The sequence below is a fragment of the Pseudodonghicola xiamenensis DSM 18339 genome (genome assembly GCF_000429365.1).
Taxonomy (GTDB): domain Bacteria; phylum Pseudomonadota; class Alphaproteobacteria; order Rhodobacterales; family Rhodobacteraceae; genus Pseudodonghicola; species Pseudodonghicola xiamenensis.
In genome coordinates this window covers 2,238-23,640 of record NZ_KE386894.1, presented here as the reverse complement: position 1 = coordinate 23,640, position 21,403 = coordinate 2,238, and the positions used below count along the sequence as shown (strand labels likewise).

General features: G+C 64.1%; 17 protein-coding genes. 8 read left to right on the top strand and 9 right to left on the bottom strand.

Going from position 1 to position 21,403, the window contains the following annotated elements; translation table 11 throughout:
• Positions 1-12 precede the first annotated feature (12 nt).
• On the bottom strand, positions 13-567 hold the full coding sequence (gene ectA, locus G455_RS0122785; protein WP_028095693.1) for a diaminobutyrate acetyltransferase: 555 nt from the start codon (positions 565-567) through the stop codon (positions 13-15).
• Between the two features lie 225 nt (positions 568-792).
• On the opposite strand from ectA, the gene G455_RS0122780 reads away from it, so the two are divergent.
• The gene (locus tag G455_RS0122780; protein ID WP_028095692.1) at positions 793-1,293 is read left to right on the top strand and encodes a MarR family winged helix-turn-helix transcriptional regulator; all 501 of its coding nucleotides are present in this window, start codon (positions 793-795) and stop codon (positions 1,291-1,293) included.
• Positions 1,294-1,330: 37 nt separating this feature from the next.
• Here the strand turns inward: G455_RS0122780 and G455_RS0122775 are convergent, their stop codons facing one another.
• The 6 genes from G455_RS0122775 to G455_RS0122750 all read right to left on the bottom strand — a co-directional run bounded on the left by G455_RS0122775 (position 1,331) and on the right by G455_RS0122750 (position 7,951).
• Positions 1,331-2,512 carry an MFS transporter gene (locus G455_RS0122775; RefSeq protein WP_028095691.1) on the bottom strand — a complete coding sequence of 394 codons (1,182 nt, stop codon included), beginning with the start codon at positions 2,510-2,512 and terminating at the stop codon, positions 1,331-1,333.
• Positions 2,509-2,976 (bottom strand): ArsR/SmtB family transcription factor, encoded by a 468-nt coding sequence (locus G455_RS25355; protein WP_240474640.1) that lies wholly within the window; start codon positions 2,974-2,976, stop codon positions 2,509-2,511. Before G455_RS25355 ends, G455_RS0122775 begins: the two co-directional genes overlap by 4 nt.
• 19 nt (positions 2,977-2,995) lie before the next feature.
• A complete protein-coding gene (locus tag G455_RS0122765) occupies positions 2,996-3,583 on the bottom strand; it encodes a zeta toxin family protein (protein ID WP_028095690.1) in 588 nt (195 codons plus the stop codon).
• Positions 3,580-3,936 (bottom strand): TA system antitoxin ParD family protein, encoded by a 357-nt coding sequence (locus G455_RS0122760; protein ID WP_028095689.1) that lies wholly within the window; start codon positions 3,934-3,936, stop codon positions 3,580-3,582. Before G455_RS0122760 ends, G455_RS0122765 begins: the two co-directional genes overlap by 4 nt.
• A gap of 190 nt (positions 3,937-4,126) precedes the next feature.
• Positions 4,127-5,638: an arginine/agmatine antiporter gene (gene adiC, locus G455_RS25350; protein ID WP_035367251.1), complete on the bottom strand. Its 1,512-nt coding sequence runs from the start codon at positions 5,636-5,638 to the stop codon at positions 4,127-4,129.
• Positions 5,639-5,650: 12 nt separating this feature from the next.
• Entirely contained in the window at positions 5,651-7,951 is a 2,301-nt protein-coding gene (locus tag G455_RS0122750; protein ID WP_028095688.1) for an Orn/Lys/Arg family decarboxylase, read from the bottom strand.
• Between the two features lie 415 nt (positions 7,952-8,366).
• Here G455_RS0122750 and G455_RS25345 point away from each other — a divergent pair, with 415 nt between their 5' ends.
• Complete coding sequence (locus tag G455_RS25345) at positions 8,367-9,398, top strand: alpha/beta hydrolase family protein (RefSeq protein WP_035367250.1); 1,032 nt, start codon at positions 8,367-8,369, stop codon at positions 9,396-9,398.
• Here G455_RS25345 and G455_RS25340 read toward each other — a convergent pair.
• Positions 9,395-10,495, bottom strand: coding sequence for a helix-turn-helix domain-containing protein (locus G455_RS25340; protein ID WP_051312711.1), 1,101 nt, complete (start codon positions 10,493-10,495; stop codon positions 9,395-9,397). The genes G455_RS25345 and G455_RS25340 overlap by 4 nt on opposite strands.
• 112 nt (positions 10,496-10,607) lie before the next feature.
• On the opposite strand from G455_RS25340, the gene G455_RS0122735 reads away from it, so the two are divergent.
• From G455_RS0122735 to G455_RS0122715, 5 genes are all read left to right on the top strand, one after another.
• Positions 10,608-12,122: an alkaline phosphatase gene (locus G455_RS0122735; RefSeq protein WP_028095687.1), complete on the top strand. Its 1,515-nt coding sequence runs from the start codon at positions 10,608-10,610 to the stop codon at positions 12,120-12,122.
• 105 nt (positions 12,123-12,227) lie between these two features.
• Positions 12,228-12,647 (top strand): hypothetical protein, encoded by a 420-nt coding sequence (locus G455_RS0122730; protein ID WP_028095686.1) that lies wholly within the window; start codon positions 12,228-12,230, stop codon positions 12,645-12,647.
• Positions 12,640-13,338: an ATP-binding cassette domain-containing protein gene (locus tag G455_RS0122725; protein ID WP_051312710.1), complete on the top strand. Its 699-nt coding sequence runs from the start codon at positions 12,640-12,642 to the stop codon at positions 13,336-13,338. The genes G455_RS0122730 and G455_RS0122725 overlap by 8 nt, the downstream gene beginning before the upstream one ends.
• Positions 13,335-14,660, top strand: a complete 1,326-nt coding sequence (locus tag G455_RS0122720; RefSeq protein ID WP_229861810.1) for an FtsX-like permease family protein — start codon at positions 13,335-13,337, stop codon at positions 14,658-14,660. The genes G455_RS0122725 and G455_RS0122720 overlap by 4 nt, the downstream gene beginning before the upstream one ends.
• Complete coding sequence (locus G455_RS0122715; RefSeq protein ID WP_084437178.1) at positions 14,657-15,154, top strand: copper chaperone PCu(A)C; 498 nt, start codon at positions 14,657-14,659, stop codon at positions 15,152-15,154. Before G455_RS0122720 ends, G455_RS0122715 begins: the two co-directional genes overlap by 4 nt.
• Before the next feature lie 201 nt (positions 15,155-15,355).
• Here G455_RS0122715 and G455_RS25820 read toward each other — a convergent pair whose 3' ends face one another.
• Positions 15,356-20,107, bottom strand: coding sequence for a cadherin-like domain-containing protein (locus tag G455_RS25820; RefSeq protein WP_154664478.1), 4,752 nt, complete (start codon positions 20,105-20,107; stop codon positions 15,356-15,358).
• Positions 20,108-20,352: 245 nt separating this feature from the next.
• On the opposite strand from G455_RS25820, the gene G455_RS0122705 reads away from it, so the two are divergent.
• Positions 20,353-21,225 carry a LysR substrate-binding domain-containing protein gene (locus G455_RS0122705; RefSeq protein WP_028095682.1) on the top strand — a complete coding sequence of 291 codons (873 nt, stop codon included), beginning with the start codon at positions 20,353-20,355 and terminating at the stop codon, positions 21,223-21,225.
• Positions 21,226-21,403: the final 178 nt, after the last annotated feature.

Below are 21,403 nucleotides of genomic sequence, written 5' to 3'. Positions count from 1 at the left end.
TGAGGGGGAGGGTTACGCGGCGCGCTCCAGCGCAGACTGTCCGGCCGGCAGGGTGATCGTCACCATATGCTCGGTGTCATGCGCGCCATCGAAATGCGCCTCTTTCTCGAAATAGGGCGCATTTTCCAGCGTCCCGCCGATGATGCGGGAAAAGCTGCGAAACAGCCCCCATGAGGCGTCATTGTCTTGCGTGATCGTGGTCTTGAGCGTTTCGGCATCGGCGATATCCTCGCGCCCGATCAGCTCGAGCAGCATGGCCTTGCCAAGCCCGAGCCCACGCGCCGCTTCGCCGACAGCCACCTGCCAGACGAAGAAGGCGTTCTGCTTCGGGATCATGTGCCCAGAAATCCAGCCAACGATCTGGCCGTCCATCTCCGCCACGACGCAAGTGTCGCGGAAATGATCGGCCTGGATCAGATTTGCGTACATGGAGTTTTCGTCGAGCGGCTTGCACGCCCGCACAAGCGCCCAGATGGCAGCGCCGTCGGTCGGTTCCGGTCGGCGCAGCCGGGGCGCGGCGCCCGAACGGGCCGGCGCGGCTTGCGTGTTGACCATGTCAATCGGCATAAATACGGCTCCATTTTGTTCGCTAAACGAAGTATTACATCGCGACACAAATTTCAATAACCGAAGCTAATTTTCCTCATATCGGCCACGATATGCGTCTTTAAGGGACATATAACCAATGAGAAGCGAAGCTTTTACCCCGACATATCATTCGACAGACAAAGCATAAACGGGAAGTACTTCAATGATTGAAGGATATGCCCCGATATGGCAGATTGAGCCGCCATGACCGAACACCACCGAGACAGAATCGATCAAAGCCTGATCGCCCTGCGCCGCATCCTGCGCGCGACAGAGCTTTACGAACGCGACCTGGCCCAGGCCGCCGGCCTGACCTCGGCGCAGTTGCGGGTTCTGCAGCTGGTCGGCACTTCGGGCAGCAGCACCCCAAAGGCGCTATCCTCGACGATGGGGGTCACTCAGGCGACCATCACCGCTCTGGTCGACAAGCTGGTGGCGCGCGGCATGGTCAAACGGGTGCCCTCGATCGCGGACCGGCGCCAGACCAATGTCGTCATCACCGAGGAAGGACGCAGCCGGCTGCAAGATGCACCCGACGCGCTGCAGCAACGCTATGTGCAGGCCTTCGCCAAACTGGCCGACTGGGAACAGGCGCAGCTTGTCGCCTCACTGGAGCGAGTGGCTGCCATGCTCGACGCCAAGGATATCGACGCCTCTCCGGTGCTGACCACCGGAGAGATCAACGCGGTCCGCGCCTCCGACTGACCAGAACGCCACTGACCGCCTCCGCCCCTCCGCGCGCTCAGCCGATGGGCTGGCGACGCTCGCGCAGGACCCGTGCGGCCAGCAGCAGCGCGGCGCCCAGCGGAATGACGGCCACCACCGCAAGCGATGTCATCGTCCGCTCCGCTCCGATGCGCTCGATCAGAAACGCCCCCACCGTCGGCGCCGCAGCGGCAGAGAACAGCATCGGTCGGGCCAGACGCCCCATCAGCGCGGCATAGCCGTCAGGCCCGAACAGGGCGAGCGGCAGCGCGCCGCGCGCGATGGACCACAAGCCGTTGCCGGCACCATAAGCGATCAGCGCCACCGCTGCGGGAAAGCCAGCCTGCAACCCGGCAAATCCGATCAGCACAAGCCCGGTCGCCATCCCCATGGTCCAGATCGGATGGTGCCGCCCGCGCCCCAGCATCTCGACCACGCGGGCGCCAACCTGCGCCGGGCCGATCAAAGTGCCCAGAGCGATCGCCGCTGCAAGGGAAGAGCCCCCGGCAGTCAGGATCGTGACCATATGGATCGACCAGATCGTCGACAACATCGTCAACAGAACGCCCGCGATCACGATGCAGAGGAACCGCAGATCCATCGCCCGCACGGCAGCGCCCCCCTGCAGTGAGATATCCGCCCGCGCAGCGGCGCCGGCAACACGCGGCACGAAGCGCCGGCACAGCGGCAGGGTCACGCACAGATGCAGCGCGGCATAGCTGAAGCAGGCCACACGCCAGCCAAAGCTTTCGACCAGCCAGGCCGAAAGCGGCCAGCAGACCGTGCTGGCAAAACCGCCCCACAGGGTCAGCTGCGTGATGGCCGCCCGGGCGTTCTGGCCGAAAGCGACCCCCAGAACGGAAAAGGCCGCGTCGTAAAGGCTGGCCGCCATGCCCAGTCCCAGCAGCCCCCAGGCCAGCAGATAGACAGCCGGCCCCCGGGCAAGGCCCAGCATGACCAACCCGGCCGCAAGGCAAGCCAACCCCAGCGACAGTGGCACCCGTCCCCCGGTCCGCCCGATCCAGCGCCCCACCGCAGGCGCCGCAAGCCCCGAGACCAGAAGCGCCACCGAAACGCCGGCGGACAGGAAGGCTGGGCTCCAGCCGGTATCGGCGCCGATCGCCTCCGCCAGCGGCGCCATCAGGTAGAAGGTGCTGCCCCAGGCCAGGATCTGGATAACCCCCAGCGCCGAGATGATCCCGGTCCGCGACAGGCTCATTCGGCCCGCTCCGGCCCTGCGGATGCGGCAAGGTCCCCGTCCCCGCATTCGTCAGCGCAACATTCATCCACCAGAAACCCGATCAGGCGGGTCATGGCCGGATAGACGGCTTGACACCAAAGCGTGTTACCGTCGCGCTCCTGTCGGACCAGCCCGACCTGCATCAGCTTTTTCAGATGATGCGACAGGGTCGAGGCCGGCATCCCGATCCGGCCCTGCACACTGGCGACGGGCAGGCCGGCGCGCCCCGCCCGCACCAGGAGCCGATAGATACGAAGCCGGGTGGGATTGCCGAGGGCATCCAGTTGCTGCGCTGCTGTTTCGATATTCATGGAAATAGATGGACGCCGAAACGCCGCCGCCGTCAAGCGCTTTTCCATGACCGCGTCGATATCCCCGTGAGGATTGCCGCCAATGTCCCTTACATCCACAGCACAACGATTTCGGCAGGACGACGACGACAATCGCAGCGCCGATGCGCGCTCAGATCACCAGATCGGCGGCATAGGCTGCCAGGATCCACTGCGGCAAGGTCGGGCTGGCCTTTATCAGCCGCCCAGAGGCAAAGACGAGCATCTGCCCCGGCGCCTGGTTGAGGCGGGAGTTGTCGAAGACCATACCCCTGTCGGCCTGCAGCACGGCCTCGCGAATAAAGGGCCGGCCACGGTCATAGCGCGCCCGGATCTTTTCCTCCGGAACATCGTGCCCGCCCTCCTCGGTCCGGGCCCGGACGCGACCGACCGACAGGTCGGGACTGTCGACACCCACATGCATGACAACGACAAGGTAACCGCGCGATCGGGCAGCCTTGATAATGTCGAGTTTGGAAGGATGCGAGAACACGGTTTCGGTGGCAAAGCTCCGCCCCGCCTCCAGCATGTCGATCCGCCGCGCCTCGGCAACCCGGGCGGCCCGGTAAGACGCCTGCATCGACAGATCGCGCAATTCGTCGCGCTGGATGATATCCGCATTGATGAAAGGACCCGCGAAGCTGGGCGCGACGCGGGTCTGGTAAAGGGTGGACTTACCGGCGCCGTTCGGCCCGGCAAGCAGGACAAGACTCGGCCTCATGCAGCGCTGTCTGTCTTTGCGTAAACGAGGTTGCCACCAGCATCGAGCCCGACCCCCCGGCCAAGCCTTTGACGCCGGGCGAAGAAGGCCTCTTCAGCGTCAGAAGCCTGCCCCATCTTCTCGGTGAAGGCATCGAGCCAGGCGATGTCTTCATCCTCACCCAATTGAGTGGTGTCGAGCTTGCCTTCGAGCGCAGCGATGATGCGGGCATAATCGAAGCTGTCGGAATGTTCGATCGCACGGCCAATCTTGAGCCAATGCGTAATCTGACCCGCCACAGACCGGCTTTGCAGCTCAGCCTCGCGGCGAACCAGGGCCATGATGTCATCGGCAAGCTTCACGGACTGGGCCATCTGCACCTCCTGCGCTGCGTTCTAGGTAGCAAAATGCCACCTAAATGTCAAGATCAAGGGGAAGTGCCGCGATCTTCCGCTACAGGTTCCATCTGCCGCAGGGGTCTGAAAAGTCCCGCGCCACAGTGGACGCGGGACTGTCGGGATTTTGGGGGAAGAGCCGACCCCTCCCCGATGCTGTCGGACAGGTCTACTGCGACGGCACCCCATCGGCCTGAACCTTGGCGACCGGTTGCGGCGACCGGGTGTGCAGCTTGTCCGAAGATTGCTCGTCAACCGAGACCCAGAACATCAGTGCCAGCGCCACCAGGGTGATCGTGAACGTCAGATACCGCACGATCCGCGGCACCTGCCCGCCGGTCTTGACGTCATGCGCCTCGACATGGCGCTTGTGGTTCAGTGCCATCGCATAGAACACGATGGTCGAGACCACGAAGATCAGCGACCAGCGCGTCTGCTGCCCGTCGGAGCCGACGATGGCCCAAAGACAATAGATCGCCCCGATCAGGCTGATGATCGTGTAGATCGCATATTCGTGGTGTTCGACCTTGTTGAAACTCAGCACCTTGAGGGCGATGGCCGAGTAGATATAGGGCAGCAGCGTCATGATCACCGCGATCGAGGCGATCTTGCCGAACTGCTCCGAAGCGGTGGGCGACATGGTGGCCAGCACCTGAACGCTCATCAGAACTGCCACGATGGCCAGACCCGCCGAGGGCACACCCTTGGCATTGGTGCGCGAGAACACATTGGGGAACAGCCCATCGTCCGCCGCGGCCTTGGCGCTTTGGCCGACAAGCAGGGTCCAACCGGCGAGCGAGCCCAGACAACCGACGGCCGCACAGATCGCGACGATATTGGCCGCCTCCGAGCCCAGCGCCATCCGCACAGCATCGGCAAAGGGCGCGGCAGAGGTGATCAGCTCGGCATTCGGGATCATCCCCATGATCGCAGTCGAGGACAGCACATAGCAGACCCCAGCGAGGATCACCCCGCCCAGGGTGGCGATCGGCACGTTGCGGCGCGGGTTCTCGACCACACCGGCCGAGACCGAGGCGGTCTCGACCCCGATGAAGGCCCAGAGGGTGAAGTTCAGCGTCGCCCCGATCGCCGTGAAGGAGCTTTCCCCCGAGACGTTCCAGCCTGCGGCGTAAGTGTCTGCCGAGAACCAGAACCAGCCGAAGATCGCCATGCCGATGATCGGGAACAGCGCCGCGACGGTGGTAAAGGACTGCATCCGCCCGACGAAACGCGGCCCGAGCATATTGGCGTAGGTGAAAAACCAGATGATCGCGATCTGGCCCAGCGCCAGCACCAGCGGGATTTTCAGCTCGGGAAAGAAATAGGTGAGATAGCCGAGTCCGGCAACCGCCAGACCGACATTGCCCACCACATTGGCCAGCCAATAGATCAGGTTGGTCTGAAAGCCCATGTAATCGCCAAAGGACTTTCGCGCGTAGGCATAGGGCCCGCCGGCAGCCGGATCGAGCGCGGCCAGCTTGGCGAAGACCATGGCTAGCGCCAGCGCCCCGACCAGGGTGATGATCCAGCCCACCAGCGCGATCCCGCCAATGGCGGCCAGGTTGGCGGGCAGCATGAAGACACCCGAGCCCATCATGTTGCCGGCCACCATCAGCGTCGCAGGCAACAGACCCATCTTGGATCCCGAGGAGGCCCCTTGAGAGGAAGTCGTGTCAGACATTGAAGGTCCTCCTCACTCAGCAGCTGCGGCGACGCAGAGGACGCGGTATTTGCCGTCCTCGACCTCGACCCCGTGGGTATCGTGGGCAAAGCCCGGGAACCGCTGATCGAAGGCCTCGAGCGCCTTCAGATAGGCCAGCAGCGGCCCGTCGGCGGGCCCCGCGTTCTCCCCCGGCATCAAAAGCGGGATGCCCGGCGGATAGGGCACCACCCCGGTCGCGACGATGCGCCCCGCCATTGCGTCGAGCGGCAGGGATTCGACGTGATCCAGCACCAGCTGCTCATAGGCCTCGACCGGGCTGAGTTCCGGCACCGGCAGGGTGGAGAAGCCCTGCGCCATGGCTTCCGTCGTCTTCAGCTCGGCCATGGCGGCGAACATCTCCTCGGCCAGCGCCTTCAGCCCCATGGCGCCATAGCGCTCCGGATGGGTCGCGACCAGATCGGGCAGCACTTCGCGCAGCGGGCGGTCGGCATCATAATCCTTCTTGAAGTTCAGCAGCGCATTCAGCAACGTGCCCCATTTGCCATTGGTGATCCCGAAGGAGAACAGGAACAGGATGGTGAAATCGGTGGTCTTCTCGACCACGATGCCCTGGGTATCGAGATAGGCCGAGACGATAGCGGCGGGAATGCCCTGCTCCTCCATCTTGCCCTGCGCCGACATGCCCGGCGTCATGATCGACACCTTGATCGGGTCGAGCATGCAGTAATCGTCTTCCAGCCCGTCAAACCCGTGCCAATCGTCATCGGGGTGCAGCACCCAGGCCGAAGCGTCCTTGGCCAGACGTTCCGGATCGGCGTTCTGGAACGCCACGCGGCTGCCGCCGACCTTCACGGTCTCGGGCTGGAAGGCGCCGAAGAACCAATCCCCCGCATCGAGGAATTCGGCACGCAGGCGAGCGATCATCTGCCGGAACGCGATGGCCTCGCCAATCGATTCCGACGTCAGCGTCAGCCCGCCGACCCCGTCCATCATTGCGGCACTGACATCGTTCGAGGCGATGATCGCATATTGCGGAGAGGTGGAGGCATGCATCATGAACGCTTCGTTGAACCGGTTGTGCGGAATCGGCTTGCGGCCGTCGCGTACATGGATGAACGAGGCCTGCGACAGCGCCGCCAGCAGCTTGTGGGTGGATTGGGTGGCAAAGACCGTCGGGCCGGAGCGGTCGCCGGCCTCGGGCGCACCATGCATGGCGAAACGCCCCTCATAGATCGGGTTGAACCGGGCATAGCCATACCAGGCCTCATCGAAATGCAGCCGGTCGACACTCTGACCGATCAGTTCCTCGACCCTGAGCACGTTATAACACAGCCCGTCATAGGTGGAGTTGGTGATGATCGCATGCACCGGGGTGAGATCATTGGCCTTCGCGCTCAGCGGGTTGTCGGCAATCGTGTTGCGGATCGCCTCGGCGGTCAGTTTCTGCGGATGGATCGGGCCGATCAGCCCCAGCCCGTTGCGCGAGGGCACCAGATAGGTGGGGATGGCGCCTGACAGGGTGATCGCATGCTCCACCGACTTGTGGCAATTGCGGTCACAGAGCGCGATCTGGCCACGGGTGACGCTGGCCATCATGATCACCCGGTTCGAGGTCGAGCTGCCGTTGGTCACCGTATAGGAGCGATCCGCCCCGAAGACGCGGGCGGCATATTTCTCACCCTCGCCGATCGGGCCAGAGTGATCGAGCAGCGAGCCGAGTTCCCCGACCGAGATCGACAGATCCGAGCGGAACAGTTCCTCGCCGAAGAATTCGAAGAAGGCACGCCCGGCGATATGTTTCAGAAAGGCGGTGCCGCCGGTATGGCCCGGGGTGTGCCAAGAATATTCATAGACGCTGGCGAATTCGGCAAGCGCCTTGAACATCGGCGGCAGAACCGTTTCGCGATAGCGATTCACCGCCGCGACCACGCGCCCGCCAATGAATTCCGCAGTATCCTCCAAGAGCCAGATGAAATCGTTCACCTGCTCCAGAACCGTCATCGGCAGTTCCGTCGCGGTCCGTCGCGAGGTGACCAGAAAAATCGGAATGGTCGCATTGCGGGCCCGCAGCATTGACAGCAGATTCTCGGCCTTGAGCTCTCCGTCCGCATCCGCAAGCCCCCAGTCGAGCAAGACGCATTGCAACCCCGCATCGGTCTGAATGCGGGCCGCTGCATCATCGGCCGAACTGGCCTCCGCGACTGTGACGTTGCGCTCTGTCAGATCGTCGATGAGTTTTTGCGCCGCATTCCCTGCGGCGCTCTGCTCTCCGAGTTCGCCGTGCGCGAACAAGACCTTGAGGCCAAGACGCCGTTCGACTGTAAGTCCCATCAAACTTTCCTTTATCTTACGTTCTTCCGGTCGCCCTGCCCTTCGCGGGTCTTCTGGCACGCAAGCTGAAAGCCGATCAGGATGTCGGCAACGCGACCTCGGGCACGAGCCCGGCACGACATGAACAGCACATGCCGCACCGGCCCGCGTTCCGACCAGAACTGCGCGCCCCACTCGTGTCAAGGTTGTGTCTACGTCAAACACCATCGCAATCACCGCAAATTTTAGAAAGAAGCCCCCCGGGACAAAGCCTTGCCACCGGTGCGGGCCAGGTCTCGCGCGCTCAGGGCATGTCCTCGATCCCGACAAAAGCGGTTCTCGATCGCGTTCCGCACGACCTCAATCGTGTTCGAGGTCTCTTCCCCCGCGCCAGGGCGTTACCCGAACCGGGTTCACACCATATGGGAGCCCACCGATGACCCTCATCCCCGCCCTCGCCGCCGCCCTGCTTCTGGGCGCGACCGCCCTGCAGGCAGCCGAGATCGGCCTTCGTCAGATCACCATCGACCCGGACAGCAGCCGGCCACTCGATTTGACGATCTGGTATCCGACCGACGACAGCGGCCCCTTGGAAACCCTTGGCGGCAACGCCGCCTTTTACGGCGTGCAGGTACACCCCGACGCGCAGCCCCAGGCTGGCCGGCATCCGGTGATCCTGCTGTCGCACGGCTATGGCGGCAACTGGCGCAATCTGAACTGGCTGGCGGGCAGGCTCGTGCCCGAGGGCTATGTCGTGGCCGCACCGGACCATCCCGGCACCACCACCTTCGACCGCAGCCCCGAACAGGCCTCCCGGCTGTGGGAGCGGCCCCGCGACCTGAGCCGCAGCCTGGATGCGATGCTGGCCACGCCGGAATTCGACGGCCTTCTCGATCCTGCCCGCGTCACGGCCATCGGCCATTCTCTCGGCGGCTGGACCGTCGCGGCACTGGCCGGCGCGCGTTTCGATCCGGTCCTTTTCGCACAGGACTGCGACACCAACCCGACGCTGCGCACCTGCGAGCTCTCGGAAGAACTCGGGCTGGGCGACTCACGCCTCGGGCAGGATCTTCACGATCCGCGACTTGCCGTCTTCGTAACCCTCGATCTCGGACTGGCACGCGGGTTTTCCGCCGACAGCCTCGCTCAGGTCGATATACCGGCGCTGGTGCTTGGGGCCGACATCGACATCGGCGGCCTGCCTGCTGTGCTGGAATCGGGCTGGCTGGCCGCCCACCTTCCCGCACGATCCACGCAGGAGGAGACCATCCCGGGCACGATGCACTTCAGTTTCATCCAACGGTGCAAACCCGGCGCCGAAGCCCTGCTCGATGCCGAGACACCGGGCGACGGCATCATCTGCCGCGACGGATACGACCGGGACCGCAGCGCGCTCCACGATGAAATCGCCCGCCGGATCTCCGGCTTTCTGTCACAGTCTCTGCCCCCTCGCCAAGCGCCTGACTAGACGCCGGCCCGCGCATCCCTCGCCCCGCGCCGCCAGTCGCTGGGCGAGCAGCCGGCCACGCGCCGAAACTCGCGATTGAAATTGGATTTGGTCTGAAAGCCGCAGTCGAACATGATGGCGGTGACCTGACGATCGGTCTCGGCAAGCAATTGCATCGCCTCGCGAATGCGCCAGCCGTTGATCGCCTGCGACACGTTCTGTCCCAGCTTGCGATTGATCGCCCCCGAGAGCTGCCGCGCCGGAACCGCCAGGCGCCGGGACAACCTGTCGAGGTTCAGATCGGGATCGCGATACAGCGCGGTTTCGGTCAACAGCCGATCCAGATCGGCCAACACCCGCTCGTCGTCGGGCGGGATGCCGCGCGGGACGATCTCGGGCGAGGGGTCCGGGCTGGACGCCGGCAGGGCGCTCTGTCCCATCAGGACCAGTGCCCACGCGATCAACGGCACCAGCGTCAGATTGCCCGCGCTCACCAGACGGGCGGCGTGGCTGCCGTCCCCCAGGCCGAAATCCAGCGCAATGGCCAGGTCGATCAGCCCGGAAAAGACCAACAGCCCGCCCGCCACCATCGCCGCACGGCCCGCCAGGGATGCATCGCCGAACCGCGCCGCCGTCAGCCGGTCCGGCCCCAGACGCCCATTGCGCAACAACAGCAAACCATAGGTGACAAACAGCACGAACAGCAGCGCATCTATCGGTGGATGCAGCCGGGACCAGAAGGCGGACAACAGCAAGACGATACCCGCCGGCAGGAAATGCAGCCAGCCCGGCACCCGGCCGGGACCGCGAAGCCGGGCAAAACACAGCCAGGCCGTGGCCGGCATCATGGCCGCGACAACCGGCTGGAGAAAGCGGAAGACCGCCGCATCGACGCTCCAGCGCAGCCCTACCAGGATCATCAGGATCAAAGCGACGGTCAGAAAAGCGATCACCGGGCGATCCTGCCGCGCCTGCCGCGCCAGGATGACACCAAGGAGGATCGCCAACAAAATTGCGACAACGAAAGGCAACGGGACCGATATCATATCAACCGCATATTGCACCGGGATGCGCGCCGCAACGGGCCAGACACAGCCCGGCCCGGACGCGGCGGACATGTCCCCGTTTCCCTGCCCGACCTACACACTCCTGTCACATTTCTGGTGTTAGGACGGTCGCGCAAAGTCGACCCGCCACCTTTCGAGCCGGGACAACTCCTTAGAGGACACCATGAAAACCACTTTTTCCATCTCGGCCATCGCACTGGCCGCATCACTGGCCGCATCAACTACTGCCATGGCTCAGGACCTGCCGCCGGTGCAAGCGTCGAGCGACTGGTTCAAGGCCGGCGAGACCACTGTCGAGGAAATCATCGCGCGCGCGCAGAATACCGGTCGCGCCAAGAACGTGATCCTGATGATCGCCGACGGCAACGGCATCGGCACCAACTATGCCACCCGCCTGTATGTCGGCCAGCAGCTTGGCAAGCTGGGCGAGGAGCATGTCCTGCCCTATGAGACGAACGGGTTCTACAACGGGATCGTCAAGACCTATAACATCAACGCGCAGACGCCGGACTCGGCCCCGACCGCGGGCTCGATGAACACCGGCGTGAAGCAACGGTTCAACATGATCAACGTCGGCGGCACCGGCATTCACAACGAATGCGATACCGTTGCCGGCAATGAGCTGACGACCTTTGCCGAAATCGTCGCCGCCGAGGGCAAATCGGTCGGCATCGTCACCACCGCCCGCCTGACCCACGCGACCCCGGCCGCCGTCTTCGCCAAGACCGCCAACCGCAACTGGGAAGACAGCGTGCCGGAAGGCTGCACCGCCCAAAAGGACATCGCCTCGCAACTGGTCGACGGGCTGAAATCCGGCCTCATCGACATCGCGCTCGGCGGCGGGTCGCGCTATTTCGTCCCCAAAGGGGCCGTGACCCCGAACGGCGGCAAGGGCCATCGTCCGGATGGCAAGGATCTTCTGGCCGATGTCGAGGCGGCAGGCATCCAATATGCCTCGAACCGGGCCGAGTTCGACGCGCTCGACCTGTCGCGTCCGATCTTCGGCATGTGGACCGACAGCCATACCTCCTATGAGGCCGACCGCCCGGCGGAAGAGCCCTCGCTGGTCGACATGACCAAGAAGGCGATCGACTTTCTGAGCCAGAACGAAGACGGCTACTATCTGGAGATCGAAGCCGGCCGGGTCGACCACGCCAACCACGCCGGTAACTTTGCCCGCACCGCCGCCGACGGTATGATGTGGACCGAGGCCGTCGCCATGGCCGATGAGATGACCGACGACAAGGACACGCTGATCATCGTCACCGCCGACCACGAACACGCCATCGCCTTCAACGGCTATTGCGGACGCGGCACCCCGATCCAGGGCCTGTGCTACAACGTCTCGAAAACCGAGATCGCCCATGCGGACGATCTGGCGCTGGCGGATGACGGCAAACCCTATTCGGTGATCAGCTATGCCAACGGCTCCGGCTCGATCCTGAAAAAGGGCGAAGGCGAGAATGACTATTCGGGCTCGCGCCCCGAGGTCACCCAGGAAGAGGCCATGGATCTGGACTATCTGCAGCAAGCCCTGGTCCCGATGGCCTCCGAAACCCACTCGGGCGAGGACGTTGCCGTCTATGCCAAGGGCCCCTGGGCGCATCTCGTCGATGGCACCCTCGAACAGAATGTGATCTTCCACATCATGAACTACGCCGTGCGCAACGGCGAATGATCCTGATGACATGACTTGTGCGGGGGGCCTCGAAACCGGGGCCCCCTGCTTTGTCCTCGCCGGGCCCGGATGCCCGGCGCAGAGCATACCGATGGAGACTGCCCCATGTTGACCCGCCGCGGATTTCTGGCCACCTCGCTTGCGGCCCCGATGCTGATGCGCCCCGCATTCGCCGACGAAGGCCCGATCAAGCTGCGCCATCTCTACGACCGCAAGGCCCTGTCCGATCTGGCGAAGTCCAGCGAAGGCAAGCGGATTTCCGTCGATGGCTACATGGCGCCACCACTCAAGGCCGAGAGCAAGTTCTTCGTACTGACCCGCAGGCCGATGTCGGTCTGCCCGTTCTGCGAGACCGAGGCCGAATGGCCGAACGATATCCTCGCCGTCTACACCAAGCGGATCGTCGACGTGGTTCCCTATAACGTGAAGATCGTCGCCTCCGGCTTGCTGGAACTCGGCGCCTACAAGGACCCCGAGACCGGATTTGTCAGCATGGTGCGGCTGTCCGATGCCAGCTATGGGTGACAGCCGACCTACGGGCCTGCCGCTGTCGGTCTCGGCGCTGGAGGTGCGCAGCCCCCGCGGCCGCGTGCTGCTGTCGCTGCCTGCGCTCGAGGCCCCTGCCGGGGCCCTGATCGGCATCCGCGGCCCCTCGGGCGCCGGGAAATCCACCCTGCTTTATGCGCTGTCGGGGCTGATCGGAGGCACCACCGGCGCGGTGCGCTGGGGACAGACCGATCTGCTCTCACTCTCAGCCGAGCGGCGCGCCGCCTTTCGCGCCCGGCACATCGGCATGATCTTTCAGGATTTCCTGCTGTTCGAAGAGCTCGACGCGCTTGGCAATGCCGGGATCACCGCCCTGTTCCGGCCCCGGGCAGAACGGCCATCGCTGCGTGCCCGCGCCGCCGAACGGCTGGCCCGCCTCGGGCTCGATCTCGGCGATCGCGGCGTCGGCAGCCTCTCGGGCGGGGAACGTCAGCGGGTCGCGATCGCCCGGGCCATGGCCGCCGAGGCGCCGATCCTGCTGGCAGACGAACCCACGGCCAGCCTGGACCGCGCCGCCGCCGACCGGCTGATCGACGATCTGGTGGCGCTGACGCGCGACACCGGTACGACGCTGATCGCGGTCAGCCACGATCTGCACCTGATCGACCGCATGGACCGGGTGCTGACCATCGAGGACGGCACCCTGACCAAAGACGGAGGCCCCGCATGAACGGTCTCATCACCGATACATGGGCCGGGCTGCCGCCGGTCGCGCAGGAAATCCTGTGGACACTGATCCTGTTGCTGCCGGCGCTGATCGCCGGCGGGCTGACCCTGCGCGGCTATGCCCCCTGGCCGCTGGTGCGTGCCATTATCAGGCGCTATCGCTGGCCCGCCGTCATGTTCGTTCTGCTGATCGCCATTTCGGTCGGGATGGGGATCGGCCTGCTGGCGCAGGAGCGCGGCCTGCGCCACGGCACTGCCAAGGCCGCCGACAAGTTCGATCTGATCGTCGCCGCCCCGGGCAGCGAGATCACCGTGATGATGGCCGCAGTTTTCCTGCAACCCACCGACATGCCGCTGCTCGATGGCCCCACCTATGCCGAGATAGCAAACAACGAGAACGTGGCGATTTCCGCGCCGCTGGCCTTTGGCGACAGCTTCGGAACCGCCTCGGTGATCGGCACCACGGCGCAATTCGCGCGGTATCTGGCTGATGACCGGATCGAGGGCCGGATCTGGCGGACCTCGACCGAAGCAGTTGCCGGTGCGCTGGTTCCGCTTGCGATCGGCGACAGCTTCACCCCGGCCCATGGCCATGGCGACGCCGCCGAGGGCGATGCCCATGACGGCGCACATCTGACTCTGGTCGGCCGGATGGCCCCGACAGGAACCCCCTGGGATCGGGCGATCCTGGTGCCGGTTGAAACCGTGTGGGAGGTCCACGGGCTGGCCAACGGCCATGCCACCGAACGCGGCGACCAGATCGGCCCGCCGTTCGACCCGGACTATTTTCCCGGCACCCCCGCCATCGTCGTCCATGCCGAAGAGCTCTGGGCCAATTACGCCCTGCGGTCGGACTTCACCCGCGACAGCCAGACCATGGCCTTCTTTCCGGGCACGGTGCTGGCAAACCTCTACAGCGTGATGGGAGATATCCGTCAGGCGATGTCGGTCATGGCGCTGGTCACCCAGGTGCTGGTGGCCGCAAGCGTGCTGCTGGGGCTGTTCATCCTGTCGCGGCTGTTCCGGCGGCAGATCGCGCTGTTGCGGGCGCTCGGGGCGCCCGCCCGCTTCGTCTTCGCGGTCGTCTGGTCCTTCGGGGCGGTGCTGCTGCTGACCGGCGCCGCGCTCGGGCTGCTGACCGGGCTCGGCACCGCCGCCGTGCTGTCGCATGTCGTCACCGCGCGCACCGATATCGTGGTGACCGCCCCGCTCGGCTGGAGCGAAATCCATTTCCTCGCCGCCTTTGTCAGCGTCACGCTGCTGCTTTCGCTGCTGCCTGCCGCGGTGGTTCTGCGCCATCCCGTGGTCGAGGGGCTGCGCGCATGATCGAAAGGACCAAACCGATGCGTCACCTCCTGCTCGTCGCCGCGCTGCTGGCCCCGGCTCTGGTCTCTGCCGAAGAGCGTCATGATCATCATCTTTCCGAGTTGCAGGGGGTTCGCGCCCTTCACGCCTGGACCCGCGCCACCGGCGCCGACAAAGCCCTGGTCTTCGTCGAGCTTGAGAACGACAGCCCCCGACGGATCGTGATCGAAGGCGCCGGCACCGATATCGCGAAATCTGCCGGACTGGTCGGTTTCCAGCTTGTCGATGGCGAGCCGAGCTATTCAGCGCTGCCGCCGCTGCCGATCGAACCGGGGCGGGAGATGCATCTCGATCCCAACGGGATGGCGATCCTGCTGACCGGGTTGACCCACGAATTGACCGAAGGCGAGGAATTCGACCTGCATCTGGAAACCAGCCTTGGCGAGCTGGAGCTCCATGTCGCGGTCGAGGCGGCGAATGCCAGCCAACACAGCCACGCGGGCCACAGCCACTAAGGCGACCGGTCCGCCCCAGGCGCCATTCTGCCCCCCGGGCCCGGAAATCCCCCTTTGAACTTGAGGCAACTTCCGGCCCCACGCGTGACCTCAGTTGCCACATGCGCCAAAGCGAATTGCCGGCGAGAAACCCCGCCGGCCGCCAGCTCCCTCCCGCAAGACCCGTCCGACACCACAATCGGCGCCGGACGGGTCAAGAGATCAGATGAACTCAATATCGTTCAGCAGCAGCTCCCGGTTGGAAAGCCCCTCGACGATCAAGCTGGTGCCATTGCCGAAATCGAAGACCACATTCCCATCGACTTCGGCGGCATAGGTCCCGAGCACGTCCTCCACCGTCATCCCGCCCTCGGAGTTCCAGAGCTGTTCATCCAGCCGCAAGGTATCGGTGTCATCGGTAAAATCGACGATGGTGTCAGTGCCATATCCCACCGCGAAGACAAAGGTATCATTGCCGGCCCCGCCTGCAAGCTGATCATCTCCGGCGCCACCGTCCAGCAGATCATTTCCGCGTCCGCCCAGCAGAACGTCCTGGCCATCACCACCGTTCAGGACATCCCTGCCCCGGCCACCGAAGAGGATATCGTCATCGGCGCCGCCAAGCAGGGTATCGCCACCTCGCCCGCCGAACAGATGGTCCTGACCGGCATCGCCCCGCAGCAGGTCCTTGCCCGCGCCGCCCCGCAGCAGATCATCGCCGGTGCCGCCGCCGATCTGGTCATCCCCAGCCTTGCCGCAGATGAAATCGTCGCCGCCGAAACCGAACAGCAGATCCTCGCCCGTCGTCGCCGCGATCACGTCATTGGCGTCGGTGGCGCCGAAGGCATCGGTTTCGACATCAAGGGTGACATTGGCCGTCGCGGTGCCACCGTTGCCGTCGGACAGGGTGTAGGTAAAGCTCGCCTCGCCCTCGAAACCGGGGGTTGGGGTAAAGATCACCTTGCCGTCCTCGCTCAGCGTGACGGTGCCGTTCACCGCGTCCTGCACAGAGGTGATGGTCAGCGGATCGCCGTCGGCATCGCTGTCATTGGCCAGCAGATCCTCTGCCGCGATCACCAGAGCCACACCCGCCGTCGCCGTCAGGCCGCTGTCGTCCATGGCGATGGGATCGGCGTTCACCGCCGGAGCAGGGTCTGCCAGCGACACCACGGTGACCTCTTCGAACGAGGTCCCGGCGCTCTTCCAAGTGTAAAGCCCGAAGGTGCCGGTTGCGATCTGATGATCTTCGGTCGGATCGGCGAAGATCATCTCACCATCGAGATAGGCCGAAATCACCCCGTCCTTGATGTCGAGCCGCAGCTCGACCGTGCTGCCGGGGGTGTATTTGGCCGGCACCCGGTCCAGCACCTCTTCAATGCCGTCCTTGACATAGACCAGGTTCCACAGGCCGCCTTTGCTGTCGAGTTCGAGCTTATAGTAATTCGCCTCGTCCTGATAATGGAACACCAGGCCCAGCCCGTTGGCGGCATCGCCTTCCGGCGTCGCGATGGTGGTCTGCACCGAATAGTCGGCCCAATCGGCCGCCTCTTCCGCGTCATAAAGCGCGATGGTGCCCTTGCGCAGCACGTTGACGCCATCGCCCAGCGGGCTCCAGCGCTGTTCCCAGACGCCATTGCCGCCGCCGGTCAGCTGATCGCTGTAGATGTCCGACATCTGGCTCAGCGCGCCATCGGCGAGCTGCCAGTCCGAGCTGCCGATAGACCCGTCCTGGTCGATGATCCTCCAGGTGCCATCGGTCAGGCTGTCGGCGTCGAAGCTATCGTGCACCAGGATATCCTTGGCCTCGACGATATCGACCGCGACGAAATCGCTGTCGGTGCGGCCGCTGGCATCGGTGACCACCAGGGTCAGCCCTTCGGTTCCGATCGGCAGGTCCAGGGTGACCTGGGCGCCGGTGGCGATTTCCTTGCCGTCAAGCTGCCAGCTATAGTTGACGATATCGTCCAGACCATAGGAATCGGCGCCGTTCAGCGTGACCGAGGCGGTGCCGTCGCCATCCATGTCGAAGGCCCGGAACGACCCTTCCGCATGGGCGGTGAGCGAGACCTGCTGCACCAACACGTTGTCGAAGCTGGTGCCGTCCTGATAGTTCGAGAACACCCCGACGGTGCCGCCCGACAGCGGATCCGCGTCGATCACCGGGCCGAAGACGCTCTGGCCGTTCATGAAGACTTCGATCTGATCGCCCGCGACCACCACCTTCACGTCGATGTCGTCATCGAAGACATAACCCTTGTCGACCTGCGCCAGCACAGTCTCGACGCCGTTGTCGACCTTGATCAGCCGGCGATAGTTGCCGGCGTCATAGGTCTGGAAGCGGTAATAGCTGCCCTCGTCCTGATAGTAGAAATAGACGCCGAATTCGTCGTCGTCGGTGGAATGGGCGGTGGCCTCGAAGCTGTAATCGCTCCAATCCATCGCCTCCGCAGCGGTGTAGATCAGCATTTTGCCGGGGGTGTCGCTGACGTCGTAAAGCTCGCCCTGCGCCTCGTCCGCGCTGACCCCGTCCGAGGCATAGGTGCCGCGCACGATCCAGCTTCCCAGATCGTCTTCGGCATTGTCAAAGAGGCTGATCCCACCCGTGCCCCCGAAACTGTCGGACAAGGGAGCATCGCCCCCAAAGTCGAGCTGGAAACTCTGCGCGCCCTCGATCGCCTCGGTCAGGATGCCACCGGCGTTGACGCCGCCAAGCTCGGCCACCTCATCCGCGGTCAGCACCGCCTCGGTCAGCATCAGGCTGCTGATATAGCCCGACATGGTGGCGCCGTCGGTATTGTCGTTGAACAGCACGAAGCCCGCCTCGGGGTCGATCGCGTAATTGGCCAGCGTGCTGTTGTAATCGAAGGAACCGATCAGCGCGCCATCCAGATAGATGTTCAAGCCGGCGACATTCTTGCCGTCGACGGCGCCGGCATCCTCGACCGTCAGCACCACCCGGTGCCATTCGTCATAGCTGAAATCGCCGAAATAGGTGCCCGAGTTGCCGATCACGTTGCGACCATCGCCATAGCGGTTGGTGTTGACGAAAAGCTCTCCGTCGTCGGTATTGGTCGGGTCGGCCTGGAAGAAGGGGAACCAGTTGCCCTGCCCCGACGGCACCAGAACGTCGAAGGCGATGGTATAGCTGGTGAGCTTGGCGCCCTCCTCGGTCGCAAAGCCGGGATCGACCAGAAAGCCCTGGCCGCTGACCTCCAGCGCCGGAAAGCTCATGACGCCGGTGTCGCCATCCGCCAGCTTGGGCAGGTCCAGCGTATCCGTCGTGACGAACTCGGTCAGGCTGTCCAGCGACGGGGCCAGCGAACTGCTCCAATGCGCGGCGGTGCCATCGTTGAAGTTCTCCATCAGCAGAGTGTCGTCGGTGCTGACTACGACCAGAACGTCGTCGCTGTTCACCCGGCCCTCGGCATCGGTCACCTGCAGGGTGATCTGGTGGCGCCCGGCCTCAAGCTCGATCTCGGCGGTGGCGCCGGTGGCGATGACCTTGCCGTCGGCATCGAGCCAGTCATAGGCCGCGATCAGATCGCCATTCAAAGACTGGCCGGCGTCCAGCGTGACCGTGGCGGTTTCCGCACCCTCAGAGGCCTCGACAAAGACATCGTTGCCGGCATCCGCCTGCGCACGCAGCTCCGGCGTGCCGAGGTCGATGCCGGTGATCACCTCTTCATGTTCCAGATAGCTGCCGGTCAGCCCGTCGCGGCCGGGCTCCTCACTGTCGCGATAGCCTTCCATGTAGGCATTGAGATTGGCGAAATAGGTCTCGGTATAGACGGCGCTGTTGTCCGGGTCGATCGTGACCAGCCGCACCGCGCCATTGCCGCCGTTGCCGCCCGAGATCTCGGGCGTGACGCCGCCCTGATAATTGGCCAGCATCTGCAGGACCGTCGTGCCATATTCGGTATAGCTCTGCGCCGTTTCGGCACCATCGCCACCGATGATATGGCCGGAGAAGACAAAGCTGATGTTGGGGTATTGGCTGACCAGCTTTTCCCAGATGTCGGCGCCGCTGCTATGGCCTTCGACGTCCTTGCCCAGGCCGTAATCGGTGCCGGTGCCACCACCGTATTGGCCCAGCTCGTCATTGACGCCGGCATAGTCCATGTAATTGTGCGTGGTCAGGATGACCCGATAATCGAGATGGCTGTCCAGCACCTCGGAGGCCCATTCCAGCACGTCGTCGCGCGGTGAGAATTCCAGGCTCAGCACCATCCAGTTGGTGCCGTCGGGGGCGGTGAAGCTGTGATAGGTATTGGCGGCGCTGTCCGGATCGCCGTCATAGGTGCCGCCGTAGGTGCCGGAGTTGACCTCGGACTGATGTTCGACCGAGAAATATTCGTCCAGATAGGTGGCGCTGTGATCGCTGGCGCGGCCGCCGGTGCTCATGTCGTGGTTGCCCGGCAGCAGCGAATAGGGGATCACCCCGTCGAGGGTGCTGATCGCATCCGCGGCGATGTCCCACTGATAGTCAAGGTTGTTGTCGGTCACGTCGCCCACATGGGTGGCGAAGAGGATGTTCATCGACCCCGCATTGTCGGCCAGCCATTGCGTCATGTCGCCGAAGATGTGGTTCAGCTCGGGGGTCGAGGTATAGGTCTGGGTGTCGGGCAGCACCGCAACGGTGAAGGCGTTGTCGCCGGCCACCCGGGCGCGGAAGCTGTCGCTGATCTCGTTGCCGAGACTGTCGGTGGCGGTGACCGTCAGGTCGCTGTAATCGAGCAGCCCCAACACATCGAGGGTCAGAACCCCGTCCTCGATATGGGCATCGACCACCGCGCCGTTCGAATTGGTGACGCTATAGCTCAGCCCCTCGCCGGTGAAGTGGTCGGACAGCGTGATGGTGACCTGCGCCTGGCTTTGCTTGATCAGCAGGTGATTGATCGCCTCCAGCAACTGCGGCGGAGTGGCTTCATCCGTCGCCGAAGCCGCAACAGAAGAGGTGTCGATAGAGGAGGACATGGTGGATTCCCATATTCAGAAACGTAAAGAGTTCCCGCACCCACTAGCAGACCGACACGGTCCAAATGTGACAAACACCAAACAAACCATTGATTTTGCTATGTGTTTTTCCTATCCCCCATATAGAAACACGCCATACGCCAGCGCTGTCACAAAGGTGTCAACTGTTTCGATGTAGAGAGGGGGCCGCATGCGCCGAGCCGCCCGGCCCGACCTTGCCCAAGGCCACCGGAGCCATTGACGGCATGTCCACGAAACAGTTGAAAGCCTTCCACGTCGTCGCCCTCTCGGGTGGTTTTTCCCAGGCGGCGCGCGATATGGGCGTCAGTCAACCGACGCTTTCGGCCCATGTGCGTGCGCTCGAGGCGCGCTGCGGCGTGAACCTGCTCGAGCGCAAGAGCTCTGGCGTCGCGCTCAGCCCCGAGGGTGAGGAGCTGTTTCAGATCACCACCCGGCTGTTTCAGGCCGAACAGGAGGCGAATGCCTTCCTGCGCACCAGGACACGGCGCGACAGCGGCCATCTGCGCATTGCCGCCGATGGCCCCTATCCGGCGCTCTCGATCTTCTCCCAGCTCCGGACCGAGCGGGGAAACATGACGCTGACACTGGCCATCGACAATTCCGCCCGGGTTCTGGAACGGGTGCTGGACCGCCGCGCCGATGCCGCAATCACTGCGCGCCGGCCCCAGGATGCCCGCCTGCATGGGGTCAAATTCCTCAGCACCCGCATTGGGCTGTGCCTGCCGCGAACGCACCCCCTGGCGGCACATCCCGAAGGCGTGGCGCTGGCCGACATCCTGGAGCAGACCTTTGTGATGCGTGAACGCGGCTCCCGCACCCAGGAAGTGTTCGAGACCAATCTGGCCGCCCATGGGCTGGCGATCCAGAGTTCGATCGCCGTCTCGTCGCGCGAAGGCATGCGCGAGGCGGTGCTGAATGGCATGGGCTGCGGCGTCGTCACCGATCTGGGCTTCGGCACCGATCCGCGGCTGGCCTTCGTGCCATTGCTGGATGCCGAAGAGCGTGTCGACGAATATGTCGTCTGTCTCGAGGACCGCCGCCATCAGCCGCTGATCCGCCGCTTCACCGCCGCCTGCCTGCGCCCCGCGCCGGGTTAAGACCAGCACTCGCCTGTATCGACCCAGCGCCATAAGGACCTTCTTGACCAACAGACACGCGCCCATGTCGAGGTAGAGTTGGACCTCGAATTCTGAACTGCTATCCTTCGGTTGCGATAGGCCAGACTGGACCCGCGTTGCGGCTGGACCTCGAATTCTGGACTGCTATCCTAAACGA